Origin of the sequence: Aminobacter aganoensis (assembly GCF_014206975.1) — a bacterium.
GTDB lineage: Bacteria > Pseudomonadota > Alphaproteobacteria > Rhizobiales > Rhizobiaceae > Aminobacter > Aminobacter aganoensis.
Map to the genome: position 1 here is coordinate 432,053 of NZ_JACHOU010000003.1, position 20,284 is coordinate 452,336.

General features: G+C 64.1%; 21 protein-coding genes and 2 tRNA genes. 15 read left to right on the forward strand and 8 right to left on the reverse strand.

Going from position 1 to position 20,284, the window contains the following annotated elements; genetic code table 11:
* Positions 1 to 143: 143 nt before the first annotated feature.
* From yidC to rpmH, 3 genes are read right to left on the reverse strand one after another with little or no spacing between them, the layout of a single operon-like run.
* On the reverse strand, positions 144 to 1,958 hold the full coding sequence (yidC, locus tag GGR00_RS09735; protein ID WP_184699337.1) for a membrane protein insertase YidC: 1,815 nt from the start codon (positions 1,956 to 1,958) through the stop codon (positions 144 to 146).
* Positions 1,959 to 1,967: 9 nt separating this feature from the next.
* Positions 1,968 to 2,336, reverse strand: coding sequence for a ribonuclease P protein component (gene rnpA / locus GGR00_RS09740; RefSeq protein WP_055980570.1), 369 nt, complete (start codon positions 2,334 to 2,336; stop codon positions 1,968 to 1,970).
* A 16-nt stretch (positions 2,337 to 2,352) separates the two neighbouring features.
* Positions 2,353 to 2,487: a 50S ribosomal protein L34 gene (gene rpmH, locus GGR00_RS09745; RefSeq protein ID WP_008833937.1), complete on the reverse strand. Its 135-nt coding sequence runs from the start codon at positions 2,485 to 2,487 to the stop codon at positions 2,353 to 2,355.
* Positions 2,488 to 2,849: 362 nt separating this feature from the next.
* On the opposite strand from rpmH, the gene GGR00_RS09750 reads away from it, so the two are divergent.
* Together GGR00_RS09750 and GGR00_RS09755 are read left to right on the forward strand one after the other, a co-directional pair.
* Entirely contained in the window at positions 2,850 to 4,340 is a 1,491-nt protein-coding gene (locus GGR00_RS09750) for a sensor histidine kinase (RefSeq protein WP_055980567.1), read from the forward strand.
* A gap of 112 nt (positions 4,341 to 4,452) precedes the next feature.
* Positions 4,453 to 4,529 (forward strand) — tRNA-Arg (locus GGR00_RS09755).
* A 390-nt stretch (positions 4,530 to 4,919) separates the two neighbouring features.
* On the opposite strand, the gene betI is transcribed toward GGR00_RS09755, so the two are convergent.
* Positions 4,920 to 5,510 (reverse strand): transcriptional regulator BetI, encoded by a 591-nt coding sequence (betI, locus tag GGR00_RS09760; protein WP_055980564.1) that lies wholly within the window; start codon positions 5,508 to 5,510, stop codon positions 4,920 to 4,922.
* Between the two features lie 76 nt (positions 5,511 to 5,586).
* Between betI and GGR00_RS09765 the strand changes: the two genes are divergently transcribed.
* The 8 genes from GGR00_RS09765 (at position 5,587) to GGR00_RS09800 (ending at position 13,843) form a co-directional block, all read left to right on the forward strand.
* Entirely contained in the window at positions 5,587 to 7,608 is a 2,022-nt protein-coding gene (locus GGR00_RS09765) for a CocE/NonD family hydrolase (RefSeq protein ID WP_055980561.1), read from the forward strand.
* A gap of 24 nt (positions 7,609 to 7,632) precedes the next feature.
* On the forward strand, positions 7,633 to 9,168 hold the full coding sequence (locus GGR00_RS09770; RefSeq protein ID WP_055980558.1) for an ABC transporter substrate-binding protein: 1,536 nt from the start codon (positions 7,633 to 7,635) through the stop codon (positions 9,166 to 9,168).
* Between the two features lie 67 nt (positions 9,169 to 9,235).
* Positions 9,236 to 10,201 (forward strand): ABC transporter permease, encoded by a 966-nt coding sequence (locus tag GGR00_RS09775; RefSeq protein ID WP_055980555.1) that lies wholly within the window; start codon positions 9,236 to 9,238, stop codon positions 10,199 to 10,201.
* Positions 10,198 to 11,040: an ABC transporter permease gene (locus tag GGR00_RS09780; protein WP_055980552.1), complete on the forward strand. Its 843-nt coding sequence runs from the start codon at positions 10,198 to 10,200 to the stop codon at positions 11,038 to 11,040. Before GGR00_RS09775 ends, GGR00_RS09780 begins: the two co-directional genes overlap by 4 nt.
* Entirely contained in the window at positions 11,040 to 12,029 is a 990-nt protein-coding gene (locus GGR00_RS09785) for an ABC transporter ATP-binding protein (protein WP_184699338.1), read from the forward strand. Before GGR00_RS09780 ends, GGR00_RS09785 begins: the two co-directional genes overlap by 1 nt.
* Positions 12,026 to 12,784, forward strand: a complete 759-nt coding sequence (locus GGR00_RS09790; protein ID WP_184699339.1) for an ABC transporter ATP-binding protein — start codon at positions 12,026 to 12,028, stop codon at positions 12,782 to 12,784. Before GGR00_RS09785 ends, GGR00_RS09790 begins: the two co-directional genes overlap by 4 nt.
* A 345-nt stretch (positions 12,785 to 13,129) precedes the next feature.
* Complete coding sequence (locus GGR00_RS09795) at positions 13,130 to 13,519, forward strand: GNAT family N-acetyltransferase (protein WP_425488775.1); 390 nt, start codon at positions 13,130 to 13,132, stop codon at positions 13,517 to 13,519.
* A gap of 247 nt (positions 13,520 to 13,766) precedes the next feature.
* Positions 13,767 to 13,843: transfer RNA gene (locus GGR00_RS09800), tRNA-Arg, on the forward strand.
* Positions 13,844 to 13,980: 137 nt separating this feature from the next.
* On the opposite strand, the gene GGR00_RS09805 is transcribed toward GGR00_RS09800, so the two are convergent.
* Together GGR00_RS09805 and GGR00_RS09810 are read right to left on the reverse strand one after the other, a co-directional pair.
* Positions 13,981 to 14,577 carry a hypothetical protein gene (locus GGR00_RS09805; protein WP_156381355.1) on the reverse strand — a complete coding sequence of 199 codons (597 nt, stop codon included), beginning with the start codon at positions 14,575 to 14,577 and terminating at the stop codon, positions 13,981 to 13,983.
* Positions 14,574 to 15,041 carry an RNA polymerase sigma factor gene (locus GGR00_RS09810; RefSeq protein WP_055981010.1) on the reverse strand — a complete coding sequence of 156 codons (468 nt, stop codon included), beginning with the start codon at positions 15,039 to 15,041 and terminating at the stop codon, positions 14,574 to 14,576. Before GGR00_RS09810 ends, GGR00_RS09805 begins: the two co-directional genes overlap by 4 nt.
* Here GGR00_RS09810 and GGR00_RS28255 point away from each other — a divergent pair.
* Both GGR00_RS28255 and GGR00_RS09820 read left to right on the forward strand, forming a co-directional pair.
* Positions 14,970 to 15,383: a hypothetical protein gene (locus GGR00_RS28255; protein ID WP_244487920.1), complete on the forward strand. Its 414-nt coding sequence runs from the start codon at positions 14,970 to 14,972 to the stop codon at positions 15,381 to 15,383. The genes GGR00_RS09810 and GGR00_RS28255 overlap by 72 nt on opposite strands.
* 359 nt (positions 15,384 to 15,742) lie before the next feature.
* Positions 15,743 to 16,273: a dihydrofolate reductase family protein gene (locus GGR00_RS09820; protein ID WP_184699340.1), complete on the forward strand. Its 531-nt coding sequence runs from the start codon at positions 15,743 to 15,745 to the stop codon at positions 16,271 to 16,273.
* Positions 16,274 to 16,334: 61 nt separating this feature from the next.
* Here GGR00_RS09820 and GGR00_RS09825 read toward each other — a convergent pair whose 3' ends face one another.
* Entirely contained in the window at positions 16,335 to 17,234 is a 900-nt protein-coding gene (locus GGR00_RS09825) for a LysR substrate-binding domain-containing protein (protein WP_184699341.1), read from the reverse strand.
* 122 nt (positions 17,235 to 17,356) lie between these two features.
* Here GGR00_RS09825 and GGR00_RS09830 point away from each other — a divergent pair, with 122 nt between their 5' ends.
* Positions 17,357 to 17,986 (forward strand): hydrolase, encoded by a 630-nt coding sequence (locus tag GGR00_RS09830; RefSeq protein WP_184699342.1) that lies wholly within the window; start codon positions 17,357 to 17,359, stop codon positions 17,984 to 17,986.
* An 81-nt stretch (positions 17,987 to 18,067) separates the two neighbouring features.
* Here GGR00_RS09830 and GGR00_RS09835 read toward each other — a convergent pair whose 3' ends face one another.
* Positions 18,068 to 18,442: a winged helix-turn-helix transcriptional regulator gene (locus GGR00_RS09835; protein ID WP_055980523.1), complete on the reverse strand. Its 375-nt coding sequence runs from the start codon at positions 18,440 to 18,442 to the stop codon at positions 18,068 to 18,070.
* A gap of 112 nt (positions 18,443 to 18,554) precedes the next feature.
* Between GGR00_RS09835 and GGR00_RS09840 the strand changes: the two genes are divergently transcribed.
* The gene (locus GGR00_RS09840) at positions 18,555 to 19,622 is read left to right on the forward strand and encodes an LLM class flavin-dependent oxidoreductase (RefSeq protein WP_184699343.1); all 1,068 of its coding nucleotides are present in this window, start codon (positions 18,555 to 18,557) and stop codon (positions 19,620 to 19,622) included.
* The gene (locus tag GGR00_RS09845) at positions 19,612 to 20,259 is read left to right on the forward strand and encodes an NADPH-dependent F420 reductase (RefSeq protein WP_184699344.1); all 648 of its coding nucleotides are present in this window, start codon (positions 19,612 to 19,614) and stop codon (positions 20,257 to 20,259) included. Before GGR00_RS09840 ends, GGR00_RS09845 begins: the two co-directional genes overlap by 11 nt.
* Positions 20,260 to 20,284 lie beyond the last annotated feature (25 nt).

Consider the following 20,284-nt stretch of genomic DNA (forward strand, 5'->3'; position numbering starts at 1 on the left):
CACCGCCACCCCGCAAGCTCGCGCCTGCAGGCATCTTCGAGATACGCGGCATCCGTCGAAAGAGTTTCAGCGGCATCGCCGACCCTGCAAAGAAAAAGGCCCCGGAAATTCCGGGGCCTTTTGTTGCATCGCCAGCATCCGGCCTATTCGGCCGGTGTCGGTTTCTTCTTGAACAGCGCCATGAGGTTGTCCCACAGCTCGATCTTGGCGCCCTGGCGCTTCATGATCACGCCCTGCTGCAGGATCGACAGCGAGTTGTTCCACGCCCAGTAGATGACGAGGCCCGCCGGGAACGACGCCAGCATGAAGGTGAACAGGATCGGCATCCAGGTGAAGATCATCGCCTGGGTCGGATCCGGAGGCGTCGGGTTCATGCGCATCTGCAGGAACATGGTCACGCCCATGATCAGCGGCCATACGCCGATCATCAGGAAGGCGGGCACGCCCCATGGCAGCAGGCCGAACAGGTTGAAGATCGACGTCGGATCGGGCGCCGCCAGATCGTGGATCCAGCCGAAGAACGGCGCGTGGCGCATTTCGATGGTGACGTAGAGCACCTTGTAGAGCGCGAAGAACACCGGAATCTGGATCAGCACCGGCCAGCAGCCGGCGAGCGGATTGATCTTCTCGGTCTTGTACAGCTCCATCATCGCCTGTTGCTGTTTCATCTTGTCGTCCGCGTACTTCTCGCGGATTTCCAGCATCTTCGGCTGCACCATCTTCATGTTCGCCATCGACTTGTACGACTTGTTGGCGAGCGGGAAGAAGATGGCCTTGACGATGACGGTGGTGGCGAGGATCGCCAGGCCGAAATTGCCGAGCAGCTTGTAGAGGTTGTCGATGAGCCAGAACATCGGCTTGGTGATGAAGTAGAACCAGCCCCAGTCGATCAGGAGCTCGAACTGGCGGATCTGGCGATCCGTCTCGTAGGCGTTGATCTTGGCCACTTCCTTGGCGCCGGCGAAGACCAGCGTTTCGACCGTAGCCGACTGGCCGGCCGCGACCGTGATCGGGTCGGTGAGGTAGTCGGCCTGGTAGCGCGGACGGCCGTCGTCGAAATAGGAGAAGCGCGGCTGGAACGGCTGCTTGCCCGAAGGAACCAGCGACGCGGCCCAGTACTTGTCGGTGATGCCGAGCCAGCCGTCGGTCGACTTGCCGGGCAGGACCTGCTTGTCGTCCTCGATCGTGCTGTAGCTGATTTCCTGCAGGCCTTCGGTGCCGGTCACGCCGATCAGGCCTTCGTGCAGCACGTAGGTCGAGGCATGCAGCGGCTTGTCGAAGCGGGTCAGGCGCCCGTAGTTGGACAGCGCGACGTCGGCGCCGCCGGCATTCGTCACCGTATCGGTCACCGTGAACATGTAGTTCTCGTCGACCGCGATGGTGCGCTTGAAGGTCAGGTTCTTGTCGTTCGTGTAGGTCAGCGTCACCGGCGTCGCCGGCGTCAGCGTTTGGTTGCCTTCGGCGGTCCAGACGGTGTCGGGACCCGGCACCGCACCCGTTGCCTCGCTGCCGACGAAGCCGATCTCGCCGTAGAAGCCGGACGGCAGCGCCTGCGGGTTCAGCAACTCGATGACCGGCGAATTCGGCTCGACCGTCACGCGGTAGTGCTTGAGGCTGATGTCGTCGATGCGCGCGCCGGTCAGGTTGATCGAACCCTTCAGGCTCGGCGTGTCGATGGCGATGCGGCCCGTGGCGGCGATCGCCTGGGCGCGGTCGGCAATGGCGGCCTGCGTCGTCGGCGCGCCGGGAATGCCGGCCTGCGGCGCGGCAGGCGTGCCAGTGCCGGGCGTCGTGCCGACGGGCTGCGCGGCCTTCTGCTCCTGCGCCACGCGCTCGGCCTCGATCCGCGCGGTCTCGCGCTGCGTTTCGATGCGGGGGTTCATGTAGAACACCTGCCAGAGCGTCAGGATCAGCACCGACAAGGCGATGGTGATGAAGAAATTACGGTTGTTTTCCATCGAAAGCCCTTATCGCGTTCCGCGAATGCGCCGAGAGAGTTCGGCCGTGATCTGGCCGAACGGGGCGGTGAGCACATCTTCGCGCCCGACGATCACATAGTCTTTGCCGGCGGCCATGTCACCTGCGGCATGTGTACGAACGGCTTCGCGAATGCGCCGTTTGACACGATTGCGGACAACCGCGTTGCCGACCTTCTTGGTGACGGTATAGCCGACCCGCGGCCCGGCCGTGTCGTCGCGATCCAGGACCTCGACGAGAAAAAACCGCCCGCGCCGCTTGTCACCGCGGCGGACGGCCAGAAACTGTTTTCTTTTCAGAAGCCGTTCGGGGCCGCGTCCATGCGGAGCAGACCCCTCTGGCTTGCCGTCAGCGGGCAAGGTTCCCGCCCACGGCTTAGGCGGAGAGCCGCTTGCGGCCGCGGTTGCGGCGGGCGGCGACGACGCCACGACCACCCTTGGTGGCCATGCGGGCACGGAAACCGTGACGGCGCTTACGGACGAGTTTGGACGGCTGATAGGTACGCTTCATTTGTTTTAATACCGCGGGGTGCGGCCCTTCTTGATTCTGTCACTGTGTAACAGGAGCTTGGCTCGGCTTGCCTCGACGCGATCAAAAACCGCGCCGGAAGCGGGTCCCGAGCGTGTGCGGGCTTATAGAAAGAAGGTGTCCCGAAGTCAATCCGCCGGTGCCGTTGCCACCACCGGTTGCCGTCACCCCGTCGGGGGCCGCCAGATGGCCCGCCCACGCCGCGGTTACAGACTGTCTTTTGCACTGCGGAATTTGCAACTGCGCTGCAATAGCCTATCTTTGCCGGAAAGGGATGCAAGGCGTATCGCGCCCTCAGTGGCCGAGCCCCACGCTCCCAGGGTGGACTTGCAGCAAAGACCAGCATGACTGAAGCAGCCGATACCGGCGCCTATGCCGGAAAACCAGCGGACCGTTCGGTTCCGCTTTCGCGCGGCCTCTCGTCCAAGCTGCTGCTCTTGACAATTGCCTTCGTGCTCTTTGCCGAAGTCCTGTTCTTCCTGCCTTCGATCGCCTCCTACCGCCTGCGCTGGCTCGAGGAGCGTCTGGCGACCGCCGCTGCGGTTGCGGCCATCCTGGTCCAGGGCGATCCCACGTCATTGTCACGTGCCGCCCAGAACGACGTGCTGATGGCGATCGGCGCCAAGGCGATCGCGGTGCGCGACGGCGGCGTCTCCAGGCTCTTGGTGGTCACCGACATGCCGCCCCAGGTCGACGAGCATATCGACATCACCAAGGAGGACGTGCTGAGCTCGATGCCGGCGGCGATCGACACCTTGCTGTTTGGCGGCAACCGTATGCTGCGCGTGTTCGGAACCGTCGGCGAGAGCCAGAAGGAATTCGAGCTCGTCATCCCTGACTATCGGCTGCATCGCGCCATGCTGGCCAATGCGCGCTACATCGTCTTCGTCTCGCTTTTGATTTCGCTGTGTACGGCAGCCCTGGTCTACGCCGCCATCGACCGCATCATGATCGGCCCGATCCGCGCCATGACGCGCTCGATGCTGACCTTTTCCGATGCGCCCGACAGCCCGGCCGGCGTCATTGTACCCACCGGGGCGCGCGGCGACGAAATCGGCGTCGCCGAACGCGAGCTGGCGGCGATGCAGCAGCACCTGCAGAAGATGCTGAACGAACAGAAACACCTTGCCGACCTCGGCCTGGCGGTGTCGAAGATCAACCATGACATGCGCAACATCCTGGCCTCGGCACAACTGATGTCCGATCGATTGCGGCAGGTGAAGGATCCGGCGGTCCAGGCCTTTGCGCCGAAGCTGCTGCGCACTCTCGACCGCGCCGTCGCCTATTCCGAGAATGTGCTGTCCTATGGCCGCGCCCAGGAGCTGCCCCCGGCGCGCCGCCGCCTGCGGCTCAGCCAGCTGGTCGACGACGTCCATGGCCTGCTCGGCCTCGAGCCCGACTCGGGCATCGAGTTCTTCAACGCGGTCGACACCGACTTCGAGATCGACGCCGACCCCGACCAGCTGTTCCGGGTGCTGACCAACCTCTGCCGCAATGCCGTCCAGGCCATGGCCGGCGTGGCCGACAGCGCCATCGTCAATCGCCTGACCGTCTATGCCGAGCGCGAGGGCAGTGTCAGCCGCATCCTCGTCGCCGACACCGGCCCCGGCCTGCCGCAGAAGGCACGCGAAAACCTCTTTGCCGCCTTCCGCGGCTCGGCGAGAAGCGGCGGCACCGGGCTCGGCCTCGCCATTGCCTACGAGCTGGTGCGCGCGCATGGCGGCTCGCTCGAGCTGGTCGAGAGCAATGGCGGCCGCACCGTCTTTGCCGTCACCATCCCCGACCAGCCGGTCCGCCTCGACGAGGCGCGCAACGGTTTGCGCCGGCCGGCCTGATGCCAAAAAACTTTGCCGGCAGCGGCTTGCATTTCGTCATGCCAGCCTTTAGGTAGCGCCAATCGCTGCGGTCGATAGACCGGAGCGTCCCGGCCATCCAATGGCCCGTTGCGCGCCCGTAGCTCAGCTGGATAGAGCACCAGACTACGAATCTGGGGGTCAGAGGTTCGAATCCTTTCGGGCGCGCCAAATACTGCCGATTTCCTTCCACAGTACGCCATGACCGCCGAGACCTGGCCCGCGCAAAGAACGGAAGCGCCATCGTGTCTCGAAACCTGGCGTTCTGAAAGCAGCTAGCCGATGGCGTCGAGCGCCAACAGTGCCGCATGCCGGACTGTCATGGTCAGCAAGCTCGGCGAGGGCGTCGGCAATAACTGGGAAGCGGCACCCAGGCGGCAGCTCATGGCAGCCGTCTTCCCTTTCGGAAAACAGCGCCTTTCATGCGCCGGGCGAGCGGCGTCGCAGCGACCGACGGATCAAGCCGCCGCAGGATGCGCCCGGCGGCACCCCACTCATGGCAGCTGCTGAACTCCGGTTGAGATCGAAGGGTGCTCCCCCTGGATGGCCCTGCGGGACGCCTTACAGCTCGATGCTGGGTATCAGCAAGCAGATGTGGCGCCAGCAGATCCTGCGCGCCCGTTCCAGGTCCTCTTCGATATATTCGCCTGCGTTCTGCCAGAAGAAGCCGTCGATCAGTGCTGCGATGCCATCGACGATGTCATCGACCTGGTCGGGTGGAACCAGTCGCTTGACCGCATACCGGATGTTGGAGACGAAGCGGGAGCCTGTCAGGCGGTAGAGATGCCTGATGCGCGGCTCGGTCTGCGCTGCGATCATGAACTGCATCCAGGTCACGGCGCGCTTGGGCACGCCGAGATGCTGTGGCGCGAAGGAGCCGTCGACGATGGCCTTCAACCGTTGCGCCGGCGACGGGTTGGTGGGCGCGAGCTTGAGTATATCCTGACGAAACAGGTTCGACAGATTGCGCATGGCCAAGGCCATGAGTTCTTCCTTGCTGCCGAAATAGTGGTTGACCAGTCCGGCCGACATGCCGGCGCGCCGGGCGATCATCGCCATGGTGGCGCCGGGCATGCCCTGCTCGCCGACGACGGCGATCGCGGCGTCGACCAGCTCGTCGCGGCGCATCGCCTTGATGGATCGTTTCGCCATTGCAAAGCCTTCTCTTTTGTATATTGATTGGTCATTCAATATATCATATTGTCGTTCAATCCAAGCCGGAGTTCCTATGCCCAGCGTCGTCATTTCCGGGGTCAGAACAGTCGAAACCCACTGGATTCCGCTTGCCGACGGCCGCAGGCTGGCGGCCCGCCTGTTCCTGCCGGAAGACGAACACACTCCCGTCCCGGTGATCCTCGAATACATACCGTATCGCCGCCGCGACGGCACGCGCACCGGTGACGACGAAATGCATCTTTTCTTCGCCGGCCATGGCTATGCCTGCGCCCGCGTCGACATTTCCGGCAGCGGTGATTCAGATGGCTTGCTCGACGACGAATATGTCGAGCGCGAGCAGGATGACGGACTGGAGATCCTGGCGCATCTCTGCGCGCAGCCCTGGTGCACCGGCGTTGCCGGCATGATCGGTATCAGTTGGGGCGGCTTCAGCGGCCTGCAGGTCGCCGCGCGCCGTCCGCCGCAGCTGAAGGCGGTCATCACGGCGTGTTCGACCGACGACCGCTATGCCTGCGACGCGCATTACAATGGCGGCCTGCTCATCAACGATAATTTCGGCTGGGGCGGAGCTTTGTTCAGCTATTCGGCGCTGCCGCCGGACCCGGCCGTCGTCGGCGAGGATCGCTGGCGCGACATGTGGAAAAACCGGCTCGCCGACCACAAGAACCATGCCGCGGAATGGCTGAAGCACCAGCGCCGCGATGCATTCTGGAAGCAGGGCTCGGTCTGCGAGGACTTCTCCGCGATCGAGTGCGCGGTGCTGGCGGTCGGTGGCTATCTCGACGGATATACGCAGACCATTTTCAATCTGGTCGAGAACCTCGATGCGCCGGCCAAGGGGCTTTGCGGTCCCTGGGGCCACAAGGAGCCCAACGCCGGCGTGCCGGGCCCGGCCATCGGTTATCTGCAGGAATGCATCCGCTGGTTCGACCACTGGCTGAAGGGCATCGACAATGGCGCCGACAGCGACCCGGACATGCGCCTCTATCTGATGGATTACGCCAGGCCGCATTCGCATATCGAGGTCCGGCCGGGCCGCTGGCTGGGTTTCCCGCAATGGCCGGCCAGGCAGATCGGCGCCAAAGTATACTGGCTGAACGGTGACGGCAGTCTCGGCGAAACGCAAGGCGCGGGCGGGACAACGCTCGCCATTTCCTCGCCGCTCGCCACCGGCGTCCAGGCGCAGGAATGGTGCCCCTACGGCCAAGGCCGCATTTCGGCCGAAGGCGCGCGCGACCAGCGTGCCGACGATGGCGGTTCGTTGTGCTTCGACAGCGCGGCGATGGATGCCGACCTGCCGCTTGCCGGCATCTCGAAAATCAGGCTGCGTGTTGCATCGGACAAGCCGCAGGCGCAGCTCTGCATCAGGCTGAACGACGTCGCCCCCGATGGCACGTCCACCTTCATCACCTTTGCGCTGCTCAATCTGGCGCATCGCCACAGCCACGAGTTCCCGACGCCTTTGACGCCGGGCCAGTTCGAGGACGTCGAGCTCGACTTCAAGCCGGTGGCGCAGATCATCCCCGCCGGACATCGGCTGCGGGTGGCGATTTCCTCGTCCTATTGGCCGATGGCCTGGCCGTCGCCAGAGCGCACCATGCTGACCTTCGATCCGAAGGGTTGCCGGCTCGAGCTCGCTGTCCTTGCCAGCGAGGACGGCCTGGCGCCGGTGGCCTTCGAGGAGGCGCTGTGGGCCGAGCCCGGTCCGGTGACAGTCAAGGAGCCGGCGCGCCAGCTGCGCTCGCTGACGACCGACCTGCCGACAGAACGCACAGAGCTGACGGCGATGTCCGACGACGGCCGCTTCGTCCTCGAGGACATCGGCACCGAGATCACCTCCTGGCGCCGCAAGATCTATGGGATCACCGACAACGACCCGGCGAGTTGTGTGACGCAGGTCACCTGCCATGAGGAGCTGACGCGTCCGGATTGGAACGCACGCCTCGATTGCGAAATCACCATCAGCTGCGACCGCGACAATTTCTACGCCCGTGGCTGGGTCAAGGCCTATGAGCGGGGCACGATCTTCGCTGAACGCATCTACGACGAGGTTATTCCACGCGACTGCATGTAAATAACAAGAGGGGGGAAAATGCGCATGAAACTCGACCGCAGAACGTTCCTGGCCGGCTCGTCGGCCCTGGCGATCCTGCCCTTCGCCCGCCACGCGCGGGCGGCCGGCAGGACCAACCCCATCATCGCGCTCGACGCCGATATCGGCAATCTCGATCCCGGCAACCGCGTCGGCACCACCGAAGGCAACATCATCCGCTCGGTCTGCCAGACGCTGGTGCGGTTCGAACCTGGCAAGACAAGCTGGACCAACGACGCGGCCAAGGAGATCAAGCAGGTATCCGACACCGAGTTCGAGTTCGAGCTCAACCCCGGCCAGATGTTCACCGGCGGTTTCGGCGAGATGACCGCGGACGACGTCAAATATTCGTTCGACCGCTACATCAACGGCGACAGCAATGGCAAGAAGCTTGCTTATGCCGACGACATGGAGGCGCTCAAATCCGTCGAGGTCACCGGAAAATACACCGGCAAGCTGATCCTCAAGCATCCTTCGGCAGCGCTCTGGCTGATCGGCATCTGCGACGCGTCGGGTGCAATCCTGTCCAGGAAGGCCGTCGAACAGCTGGGCGACAAGATCGCCACCACGCTGATCGGCTCCGGACCGATGGTTCTCAAGGAGTGGCGCCCGAAGGAGCAGTTCGTGCTCGCCGCCAACGCCGACTACAAGGGTCCGTACAAGGCGCATTTCCAGGAGATCACCGGCAAGATCATCCCCGAGCACAAGACATCTTTCCTGTCCTACCAGGCCAAGGAGCTCGATTTCACGGCTTTCGATGCCGACCAGCTCGACACCGCCAAGGGCTTGCCGGACACCAGCGTGATCGACCGTCCCGGCATCGACTACACCTGGATCGGTATCAATGTGCAAAAAGGCGATCTCGCTGACCCTAGGGTACGCCAGGCGATCCGCTGGGCGATCGATGTCGATGCCATCATCCAGGGCGCCTATTCCGGCGCCACCTCGCGCGCCAGGACGCTGCTCGCCCCCGGCCTGCTTGGCAACTGGGCCGATGCGCCGCTCTACACGAGGGATCTCGCCAAGGCGCAGGCGCTGCTCGCCGAGAGCGGCAAGACGGATCTGACCTTCACCTTTACCTGCCTCAACGACGCGACCTCGCTTGCGGTGGCGCAGATCGCGCAGGCGAACCTGGCCGAAGTTGGCATCGCGCTTACCATCAACGCGATGGATTCCGGCGCTTACTGGGCGCTCGGCGCCGACAATGCCAGCAAGGATCTCGAACTGACGCTCATCCCCTACACGTCCAAGTTCGACCCGAGCTTCCAGACGCAATGGTTTCTCGCCAGTCAGATCGGCCTGTGGAACTGGCAGGGCTGGAACAGCCCGGAATTCGACAAGCTCCACCAGGAGGGGCTGGAGACGCTGGATAAGGCCAAGCGCGAGGCGATCTATATCAGCATGCAGAAGCTGCTCGATGAATCGGCCTCCTGCATCTGGATCACGCATGGCCGCAACTTCTTCGTCAACACGGCCTGGCTGAAGCCGATGTTCCTGCCCAGTGGCAAGGATTGGCAGTTCGAATTTTTTGACAAAGCCTGAGATCGATCGGTGGACCTGGGAGGGGTGACCGGATGATGAGATGTGGCGGATCGGGGGGAAAGCGTTCATGAGCAGATCGCAACGGACCGCCGCTTTCATCGCGGGCCGTCTGGCGTCGGTGGTACTGACCATCGCCGGCGCCACGCTGCTCCTGTTCCTGATGGTGCGCCTGGTGCCGGGAGACTTCACCTCGGTGATGCTCGGCCCACGAGCGACGCCGGAGCTGCGTGCCCAGATAACCCATGATATGGGCCTCGACCGCAGCATGCTCGAACAGCTCTGGCTGTTCACCAGCCGCGCTGCGACCGGCGATTTTGGCGAGGATGTCGTCTCGCACCGGCCGATTCTGGATATCGTGCTTGATGTCATCCCCAACACGCTTGCACTGGCCTTCAGCGCCCTTGCGCTGGCACTGGTGGTCGGCATTCCGATCGGCGTCATCGCGGCGCTGAGGCCGGGTTCGTGGCTCGACAATGGCCTGGCGTTGCTGTCGATCTCCTTGATCACCACACCGACGCTGGTGGTGTCGGTGATCCTGTTCCTCATCTTCGCCATCGGCCTGCACTGGCTGCCGGTGGCGGGCGCGGGCGACCCGGGCGATCTTGTGGACCGCTTGCGGCATCTGATCCTGCCCAGCGTGGCGCTGGCGCTCGGCTGGGTCGGCTACATCTCGCGGCTGGTCCGCGCCGCCCTGCTCGACACGCTTGCCGAACTGCATGTGCGCACGCTGCGCGCCTATGGCGTTTCGGAGTACCGCATCGTCGGGCTGTACGCGCTGAAGCTTGCGCTGGTGCCTGTCGTGTCGATCCTCGGCATCGGCCTTGGTGATCTCATCGGCAGTTCGGTGGTCGTCGAGATCATCTTCGCCCGGCCGGGCATCGGCAGCCTGATCTTCAATTCGATCGCGCAACGCAACTTTCCCGTCGTGCAAGCCTGCGTGGTGTTCATCGTTGCCTTTTACATCGTCGCCAATCTCGTGGTCGACATGATCAACGCGCTGCTTGATCCTCGTATTGCGGCAGGGCGCGGATGAGTGGGTTGGTTGCGACGCTAAAAGGCATCTGCTCGGAGCGTGAGGGCCGGCTTGGGTTGGCCTTCACGTGTCTCATCCTGGTGTTCGCACTGGCCGGACCGCTGGTCAGCCCCGACCCGAACGTCATCGACGTCAAGGCCCGCTTCGCGGCGCCTGGGCTGGCGCATCTGCTCGGCACCGACAATCTTGGCCGCGATCTGTTGGCGCGCACCTCGGCCGGCACGCGCTATGCACTGACGCTGGCCGTGATGATCGTCGTCATCTCGTCAGTCATCGGCTCGCTGATTGGCATTGTCGCCGGCATCGCAGGCGGCTGGGTCGACCGGGCGGTGACGGCGGTGTTCGACATCGTCAACGCCTTCCCGCCGCTGATCCTGGCCTTCGCGCTGATCGCCCTTTATGGCAAGGGTTCGGCTACCTTCGTGCTTCTGGTCACCGTCGTCTTCATCCCGCAATTCGGGCGCATGGCGCGCGCCCGTGCGCAGACCTTGCGCAACCTGAGCTTCATCGAGGCCGAGCGCATGCTGGCCGTTCATCCCGTCACCATCGTTGTCAGGCATTATCTGCCCAATGTCGCCGGACCGATCATCGTGCTGGCCAGCATGAATCTCCCGGTGGTGATCGCCTTTGAGGCCTCGCTTTCCTTCCTCGGCTTTGGCGTGCAACCGCCGAAATCCTCGCTTGGCACGCTGATCAAGGACGGCTTCATCTCGATCAACCAGTCATGGTGGCCAACGGTCGCCTCGGCCCTTGTGCTGGCCATCGCCACGCTGGGCGCGACCTTGCTCGGAGAAGCGCTGCGGCGCGTCATCGATCCGAAGACGGCGGGGGTGCGCTGATGGCGATTTCGCTGCGCGATTTATCGGTCGACTACACCCTGCCGCAGGGCACCGCTCACGCGTTGCGCGGCGTGTCGCTGGACATCCGGAAGGGCCAAATGCTCGGGCTGGTCGGGGAATCCGGCAGCGGCAAATCGACCGTCGCCTTCGCCCTGATGGGCCTGCTTGCCAACAACGCCAGGGTGACATCAGGCACGGCGACGATCGAAGGCAGGAGTTTCGACCTGACCAAGCGCAACGCGACCGCTGATCTGCGTGGCCGCGGCATGGCGATGATTTTCCAGGATCCGATGCTGTCGCTCAACCCGGTGTTCACCATCGGCACGCAGCTTTGCGAAGTGCTGCGCCGGCGCGCCCCCGGCAGCGACCGCAAGACCCGCGTTGCAATGGCGCAGGACGCGCTCGCCAAGGTCAAGCTCAGCAACCCGCAGCGGCGGATGAACCAGTATCCGCATGAACTGTCCGGCGGCATGCGCCAGCGCGTTGTGATCGCCATGGCGCTGCTGTCCGAACCGGCGCTGCTGATCGCCGACGAGCCGACCACCGCGCTCGACGTCACCGTCGAGGCGCAGATCATGCGAGAGATCATCGGTCTGCGCGACCGCATCGGCTGCGCGGTGCTTTTGATCACGCACAGCCTCGGGCTGGTCACCGAGTATTGCGACGCAATTTCGGTGCTCTATGCCGGCGAGAAGCTGGAAAGCGGCACGGTGAAGGAGGTGCAGCGCCAGCCCGGCCATCCCTACACACGCATGCTGTTCGACTGCGAGGTGCCTATCGACTGCGAGCGCCATGCCGATGCCTCCGAGAACCGCTTCACGGTGATTGCCGGCGAATTGCCGGATCCGCGCCAGCGGCCGCCCGGCTGCATCTTCAATGGGCGCTGCGATGTCTCGTTCGAGGATTGCGCCGTCATCGATCCGGGCGATTATCCGATCGGCAATCATGCCGGGCACAGTGCCCGTTGCCTGCGGCTGCAGACGCCATGACCGACGCGATCTCGATCAGCCAGGCGCAGTTGCGATTTGGCGAGACCGCGGCACTCGATGGTGTGTCGCTTGCCATTCCCAACGGCTCATGTTTCGGCATTGTCGGCGAATCCGGCTCCGGCAAGACGACGCTGATGCGCGCCGTTCTTGGCCTGCAGAAGCTCGACCGGGGCGAGATACGCATTCTAGGCAAGCCGCTGCTGCACGGCCGCGCAGCGCTGAAAGAACGCGCCGGCTTCATCCAGCCGATCTTCCAGGACCCGGCCGCATCGCTGTCGCCGCGCAGCCGCATCCGCACGCTGATGGACGAGGTCGGCACGGTGCTGCGGGAGCCGCTGGCGGCAACGCATGAGCGGCTGCACGTCATCCTGAACCGGCTCGGCCTGCCGCCCGGCGTTGTCGACAAATATCCGCACGAGATCAGCGGCGGCCAGGCGCGGCGGGTGGCGATCGCACGGGCGCTGCTGATGAAGCCATCGATTCTGATCGCAGACGAGCCGACCGCCGGCCTCGATGTTTCCGTCCAGGGCGATCTGCTCAACCTCCTGCAGGACATCAGGCGGTCGCAGCATATCACGCTCGTGATCATCAGCCACAATCTGGCGATCGTGCGGCTGATTGCCGAAAACGCCGCGGTCATGCGGGCGGGCAAGGTGGTCGAGGCCGGCGAGGTTGGATCATTGTTCGGCTCGCCGCAGGACGCCTATACCCGCGAGTTGCTCGCAGCCTGGCCGAGCGTATCGGCAGCAAAATGATGGATCAGAGCGGTGATGTCAGTTTGTCCGCAGGTTGACAGTTGGAGTGACCTGAACCCGTGATCTCTTCCGGTTTGAGGGGTCGGCGATCAGTTACTCCGAGCCCATTCTTTGGATCGCCGGACACGACGGCGGGCTGGCGACGCCGTTGGAATGATCAACGCAATCGGCCCCACGATGCTAATCCGGCAGGATGCCCGCGCCGACCGGGGACGTGATGACCGCCGCGCCTGCGACGGCGCGCCATTCATTTTTCAAGGACTTGCAAAGTTGACGCTGGGCGAGGCGCCTGATGTAACGGCGTGCATGGAACAGTCATCGACAGGAACGGACCCGGCTGGCAGCATTGCCGAATGGCGAGGGGCGTTCGAGAACGCTGAAGTCAATGCTCTCCATGCCGAATGCTTTGAACATCGGATGTTCGAGGACGATTGGTGGACGCAGGTCAACCGGTACAGTCTTGGCTGGGTCTGTGCCCGGCGGGCAGGCAAGCTGATCGGGTTCGTGAACGTCGCCTGGGACGGTGGCGTCCATGCCTTCATTCTGGACACGATGGTGACGCCGGCATTCCAGCGCCAGGGCATCGCCAGGGCGCTGATCGAGGAAGCAGTCGGGCGTGCGAAGCAGACTGGATGCGAATGGCTTCATGTGGATTTCGACCCGCATCTCAGGCCCTTCTACTTCGACGCCTGCGGCTTCAAGTCGACGGACGCCGGGCTGATCCCGCTCAAGTAGCCGGCGCACCCAGGCTCCCTTGTGAGGTGCGCTCCTCCTGCGGCATCTTTGGAGCGGGAAGGACTTTGTCCGCCAGACGGACGGGCGAACTGCCGTTCCGCTAGAGACGGGACAGGGCATGTCCGCCGGTTGCCCAGAAAAAATCTGGCGGCGGCTTGCAATTCGCAGAACCAGCCGTTAGGTAGCGCCGGTCGCTGCGGTCGATTGACCGAAGCGTCCCGGCCATTTTTCAATTTTGGCCCGTTGCGCGCCCGTAGCTCAGCTGGATAGAGCACCAGACTACGAATCTGGGGGTCAGAGGTTCGAATCCTTTCGGGCGCGCCATTTTCCAAGAAGATGTGAGAACGGAGGGTGGTCTTGGTCTGCCCGCTGCGGCGCTCGGGGCCAGAATGGCCTTGGAGCCGTTGATCCCGTTGCCTGTGGTTGAGGCGCCTCGCTTATCTCGGCCGCCTCGGCCTGCTTCAGCCTCTTGCGTCCAGCCCCTTAATTTCCTGATCCAGCCCGTCGGCTGCCTTGTGATTGGCGCGGACGAGCCAGATGCCGAATGCGACGGTCAGAAAGCCCGGAATCAGGGTGCCCCATTCGATCCCATCGGGTTCGAAGAAGCCGGCGCCATAGATGAGCAGCAAGCCAGGCAGGAAGGGGGCGACATACCAGGAGAAAATGGAGCGAAGCGCGTCACGCTGGCGCACCAGTTCGGCCCGGTAGGCGGCCGATGTGTTGGAGCTGCCATCGATGAAAGCCTGGCCGCCAGCGCGGCGGCGGAGCTGAAAGATCGCCGCTGCCGCGCCAAGGCCCAGGAGGATGAAGCCGATGCCGGTCATCAGGCTGGACGGGGCGGCGGCAACGCTCAGCAGCATCCATGTGCCGAAAGCGACCGTGACCACAGCGACGATGCTGCCGATGACGTATTCGCGCTTGTTGCGGGTGCGGATACGGTCTTCGAATTCGAGGGAGCGGCTTTCGAGCATTTGCGGTGTCATGGTCTGGGGCTGCATATCCTGTTCCTTCCAGAGGTTTTTCGGGTCGGGGGACTGGGATTGGGGCGTCGGCGTCATGCCAGGACCTCCGCTTTGAAACCTTGCGCTAGGAGCGCCTTGATGCGGTGGATGCGGGTGGCGACGGCGCCGGCCGACAGTCCGGTAATTTCGGCTATTCCGGCCGCGTCGATGTCTTCGAGATAGAGCAGCACAACCTGCCGATCGGCAGGACGAAGACGGTCGATCAGGGTGTAGAGCCGCTCCAGCGTCAGCGCCGTGCCGGTGGCCTCCTCGGGGGTCAAGCGGCCATCGACGGGTTCCACCTGGTCGATATCGACCCAGCCCTGGGCCGGTCGCCGGCGCATGGCCTGGCCCACATGCTGGGCGCAGACATTGTGGGCGACCCGGTAGGTCCAGGTGATCAGGCTGCACTGGCCGGCAAAGACATCGAGGCTGCGCCAGAGGTGCAAGTGAATATCCTGCTCCAGGTCCTGGCGGGCCGCGGCATTTTTCTCATAGGCAGCGGCGAGGCGCGCAATCATGCCGCCATGCTGGCTCGCCAGGCTTTGGTAAAGATCCTGCTTTTTTGTCTGGTCAAGCATAGTGCCTTTCCGGTCCGCTGCATTCACACAACCAATAGTCGTGGCTGCGCGGTGTTTCTTACAGAAGAAGTCCCCCTGTTGGCTGCTCGATGCCTCATAAGCTGGAACTTCGACAATTATTTCGAGCGGCTCGGGCACGATATCGACGACGTCGTGCTGCAATTGCTGGGCCAGCGGACATTGGCGGATGCCCTTGCCGATATCGACCTGATCGACCAGGCCCGGCGCGACCCGTCCAGGGCTTGTGCCGAGGTTGAGATCGGCCGCATACGCCAGGCTTGACCCGGATCCGTCGCGACCGGCCGCTCAGGCCCCAGAGGGCGAGGGAGCAGATATGGTTCTCAGCCGCCCGGTGCAGCGCGCCATTCTCTCCCCAAATCGACGGCCTTGCCGGTGCTGGCGGACTGGTCGCCGACCTATCCCGGTTTCCACCTTATTACGCGGCCGGCGCGCCGCTTTCGCCCGCTGTGCGTGCGGTCGTGAACACACTTGGAGGCGGCGACTGACCGCATATGCGGCGGACGCCCGTTCACGCGCACGCCAAAAACCGATTGCGATCCAAGACCAGTCGATCTAGCCTGGAACCGATTGCACATTGCAATCAGACCCGCGCATATGCCGTTCACGGAAAGGAAGTGGTCATGGCCAAGCTCGTGTTCGGAATGAACCAGTCCCTGGACGGCTACGTCGATCACATGGCGTTTGGGCCAAGCCCCACGCTCTTCCGCCACTTCATCGAGGAGGCTCAGGGGCAGGCGGGCAGTGTGTACGGTCGCCGAATGTATGAGATCATGCGGTACTGGGACGACGATCACCCTGAATGGGATGCAGAGCGACATGCCTTCGCGGCGGCGTGGCGGAACCAGCAGAAATGGGTCGTCTCGCGCTCGTTGAAGTCGCTCGGCCCCAATGCCACGCTTGTCGAGGAAGATCTCGAGGGCACGATCCGCGCGTTGAAGGCCGAGCGCGATGGAGAAATCGAAGTTGCCGGCCCGGACCTGGCGCGAAGCCTCACCGAACTTGGCCTGATCGATGAGTATCGAATTTACCTGCATCCCGTCGTGCTCGGTCACGGCAAGCCATATTTTGCCGGTCCCCGGCCGCCGCTCCGCCTCATGACGCATGATCGGATCGGCGAGGATGTGCTCAGGTTGACCTACGTTCCTGCTTGATCCCTCGTGGCCTGATATCGATCTGGCGAGGGAGCCGGTCGCCTCGTGAGGCGCCGCGGCGTCAGGCGGCCTCGCGGAACTTTACGGCCAGGAAATCGATGAAGCTGCGCACCGCAGGCGAAAGCCCGCGGCGCGACGGGAACACCGCGTGGACGACACCGCTCGGCAGGGTCCAGTCCGGCAGGACCACTTCAAGCGTGCCGGCGGCGATCCCGGCTGCGACGATGTAGTCGGCCAACTGAACCATGCCGACCCCATCTTCCGCAGCCTGCCGCAGCGCGTACATGTCGTCGGCGACATAGCGCGGATCGAATGCGACGGCGCTGGACCTGCCGCTGTCGTCCACGAGATCCCAGGCGTGCCTTGGCGGCGATCGGATGAGGTCCATTCCGGGAATACGGGCAAGCTCGGAGGGCGCACCGGGCCGGCCGAGCCTGTCGAGCAAGGCAGGGCTGGCGACGAGTATCTGGCGGCTTTCCGCCAGGCGCCGCATCACCAGGCCTTCGCTGTCGAGCGGTGGGAAACGGACGCGGAGCGCGACGTCGATCCCTTCCTCGATGACGTCGACGCGGCGATTGGTTGCCGAGAGCTGCACGCGAACCATGGGGTTTGCCGTCAGGTATCGTGACACCATCGGGGCCACCCGGCTCATCATCAGCGAGACCGGGCAGGTGACCCTGATCGTGCCGCGAGGTTCGGCGCGGCTGTGGTCGACGGCTTCCTGCGCGGCTTCGGCTTCGGCGATCATCGCCACGCAATGTCGGTAGAAGGTCTCGCCGATCTCCGTCACGCCGAAATGCCGGGTCGAGCGCTGCAGCAGGCGGCTGCCCAGTCTTTCCTCGAGATGTGTGATGCGCCGGCTGAGCGTCGACTTGGGTACGCCGAGCGCACGGCCTGCAGCGGCGAACCCGCCATGCTCGACGATGCGCGCGAAGTAGTAGAGGTCGTTGAGATCTTGCAAGGCAGTGTTCCACTGATGGAACGAACTGTGCCGTTTTCTACGGCTACCGGCAAGATCGTTCCGCCATCATCTTCTCAGGGCGCCGACATTCCGGCCGTCAACAAGCCAGAGGAGATACCATCATGGCCAAAAGTTCCCTGCTCACCCCCGACGATCACGCGTTGCTGCTGATCGACCACCAGTACCTGCAATTGCTGGCGCTTCGTTCGCACCCCAACGAAACCATCGTCAACAACACCACCTTCCTCGCCAAGGCTGCCAGGCTGTTTGAAGTGCCGACGCTTCTGACCACGGCGTTCGCCGAACGCCAGGCGCTTTTCGAGGAAGTGCAGGCGGTCTTCCCCGAGCAGACCCCGATCGACCGCACCGGCCTCAACTCCTGGGACGATCCGCGCGTGCTCGACTGGGTCAGGAAGACTGGCAAGAAGAAGCTCGTGATGGCCGGGTTGTGGACTGAAGTCTGCTTGAGCATGCCCGTCATCGACGCGCTCGGCGACGGCTACGAGGTCTACATCGTCACCGACGCGTCCGGCGGCGGCACCAGCGAAAGCCACGAACGCGGCGTACAGCGCATGGTGCAGGCCGGCGCCCAGCCGCTGACCACCATCGCCTACGTGTCGGAACTGCAGCGCGACTGGGCACGCCCGACCGCCGACGGGGTCGCCAAGCTCTTTGCCGAGCATGGTGGCGGGTTCGGACAGGGACTGCGCTGGGAATGGCAGCTCCTCGACCTCAAGGAAGGCACCAGGTAGCGAGCGGGCTGGCCGCGGGGAGCTCTCTCGCCCCGCGGCCGGCCAGCCGGCTGTCGATATGCAGTCAGGCGAAGTGCGTGCTCACGCCGCCTTGTCGCGGCCGTCGAACCACAGCTGCGCTTCCGCAACCCGTCTCTCGTTGTCGATCGCCCAGCGCCCGAGTTCCTCGATGGGGCCGCGCAGGGAATGCCCCAGTTCGGTGAGTTCGTAGTCCACGCGGGGCGGGTTCGACGGCGTGACGGTGCGGTGCACCAGGCCATCGCGCTCCATGCCCTTGAGCGTCAATGTCAGCATGCGCTGCGAGATGGTGCCGATGGCGCGCTTGATCTCGTTGAAGCGGCGCGGACCGTCGCGCAGCGCCATGACGATGAGCACGCTCCATTTGTCGCCGACGCGGGCGAGGATGTGGCGGACGGGCCGGCAAATCTCCAGCAGGCCGTTGGGTTCAGGTAACATCGGTGTGCCTCCTTGCGCCTCTCTATCCAGTAACAATATTAGGCCAAGTTACGGAAATATACTAACTGGCAGGGCGAGCGACAAGGGCGCCCGCCGACAAAGGAGCGAAGACATGGAACTGGGCGTTTACAGCTTTGGCGACGTGCAGGCGGACGCCTCGACCGGCAAGCTCGGCTCGACCGCCGATGCCACGCGAAATCTTCTCGAAGCCATCCAACTCGCCGACCAGGTGGGGTTGGACTTTTTCGGCATTGGCGAGCATCACACCCGCGAAATGCCGGCATCCGCTGCGACTGTCATCCTGGGTGCGGCAGCTTCCACCACCAGGACCATCAAGCTCGGCAGCGCGGTCACGGTGCTCAGCACCGACGACCCCGTCCGTGTCTACCAGCAGTTTGCCACGCTCGATGCGCTGTCCAATGGCCGTGCCGAAATCACCGCCGGCCGCGGTTCGTCGACCGAATCCTTCCCGTTGTTCGGCCACAGCCTGAACGATTATGACGAACTCTATGCCGAGAAGCTCGACCTGCTGCTGCAGATCAACGAGAGCGAATCGATCACCTGGAGCGGTAAGTTCCGCCCGGCACTGAACGAGGCGCTGGTGGTGCCGCGCCCCGACGCCGGTTCGCTGCCGATCTGGCTCGCCACCGGCGGCAACCCGCATTCGTCGGTGCGTGCCGGCCTGCTCGGCCTGCCGGTCTCCTATGCGATCATCGGCGGCCAGGCCAACCGGTTCGCGCCCCTGGCCGATCTCTACAGGCGTGCCGCCGCACAGGCCGGCATAGCCGAGGACAAGATCAAGGTCGCCGTCGCCAGCCCCGGCTTCGTCGGCGAGGATGCGGCACAGGCCAAGGAGTTCTTCTGGACCCACTGGCACCGCGTCATGGAACAGCTCGGCAAGATCCGCGGTTTTGCGCCGCCGCCGCGCGCCCATTTCGACAAGGAAGCCAGCGGTGCCGGCGCGCTGTTTGCCGGCGGACCCGAGGAGATCGCCGAACGCATCGTGAGCCTGCACAAGAGCATCGGCCACATGAGGCAGTTCTTCCAGACCGATGTCGGCCAGATGCCGCACAGGGAATTCCTGCGCTCCATCGAACTGCTCGGCACCAAGGTGAAGCCGCTCGTCGATGCCGAACTCGGCACCAACGAGCCGAAGGAGTTGACCAAAGATGTCGCCTGAGACGCCTGCCATAGGCATTCTCGGCGCCGGCCGCGTCGGCACTGCGCTGGCGCGGCTGGCGATAGCTGCCGGCTACGAGGTCCGTGTCGCAACGGGTCGGCCGCCCGCCGAGATCGAGCTGCTGCTCGAGATCATGGCGCCCGGGGCCAAGGCCGTGACGGCGGAAGCCGCGATTGCCGACAGCGACATCGTGCTGCTGGCACTGCCGCTGTCGAAATACCGGAGCCTCAAGCCCGAGCTCCTGGCCGGCAAGGTGGTGGTCGACATCATGAACTACTGGGCCCCGACCGATGGCACCATCGCGGAATTCGAAGGCGTGCGGTCGAGCAGCGAGGTCGTCCAGGACTTCTTGTCAGCAGCATCGCTGGTGCGTAGCTTCAACCACATGGGCTACCATGAGATCGAGGAAGAGGCACGCCCGGCGGGCGATCCCGACCGGCGCGCGCTGGCCGTTGCCGGAAACGACGCAGCGGCGCGCGGCATCGTTTCCGCCTTCGTCGAGCGTCTCGGCTACGATGCCGTTGACGCCGGCCCGCTCATGGCCAGCCGCACCTTCGGAACCGGCACCCCGATCTTCGGCGCCACCTTCGGCCGTGCCGAGATGGAACGGATGCTGTCGGCCGAACCGGTGGCCTGATCCCGGAGCGGATCGTGCCCGGGTT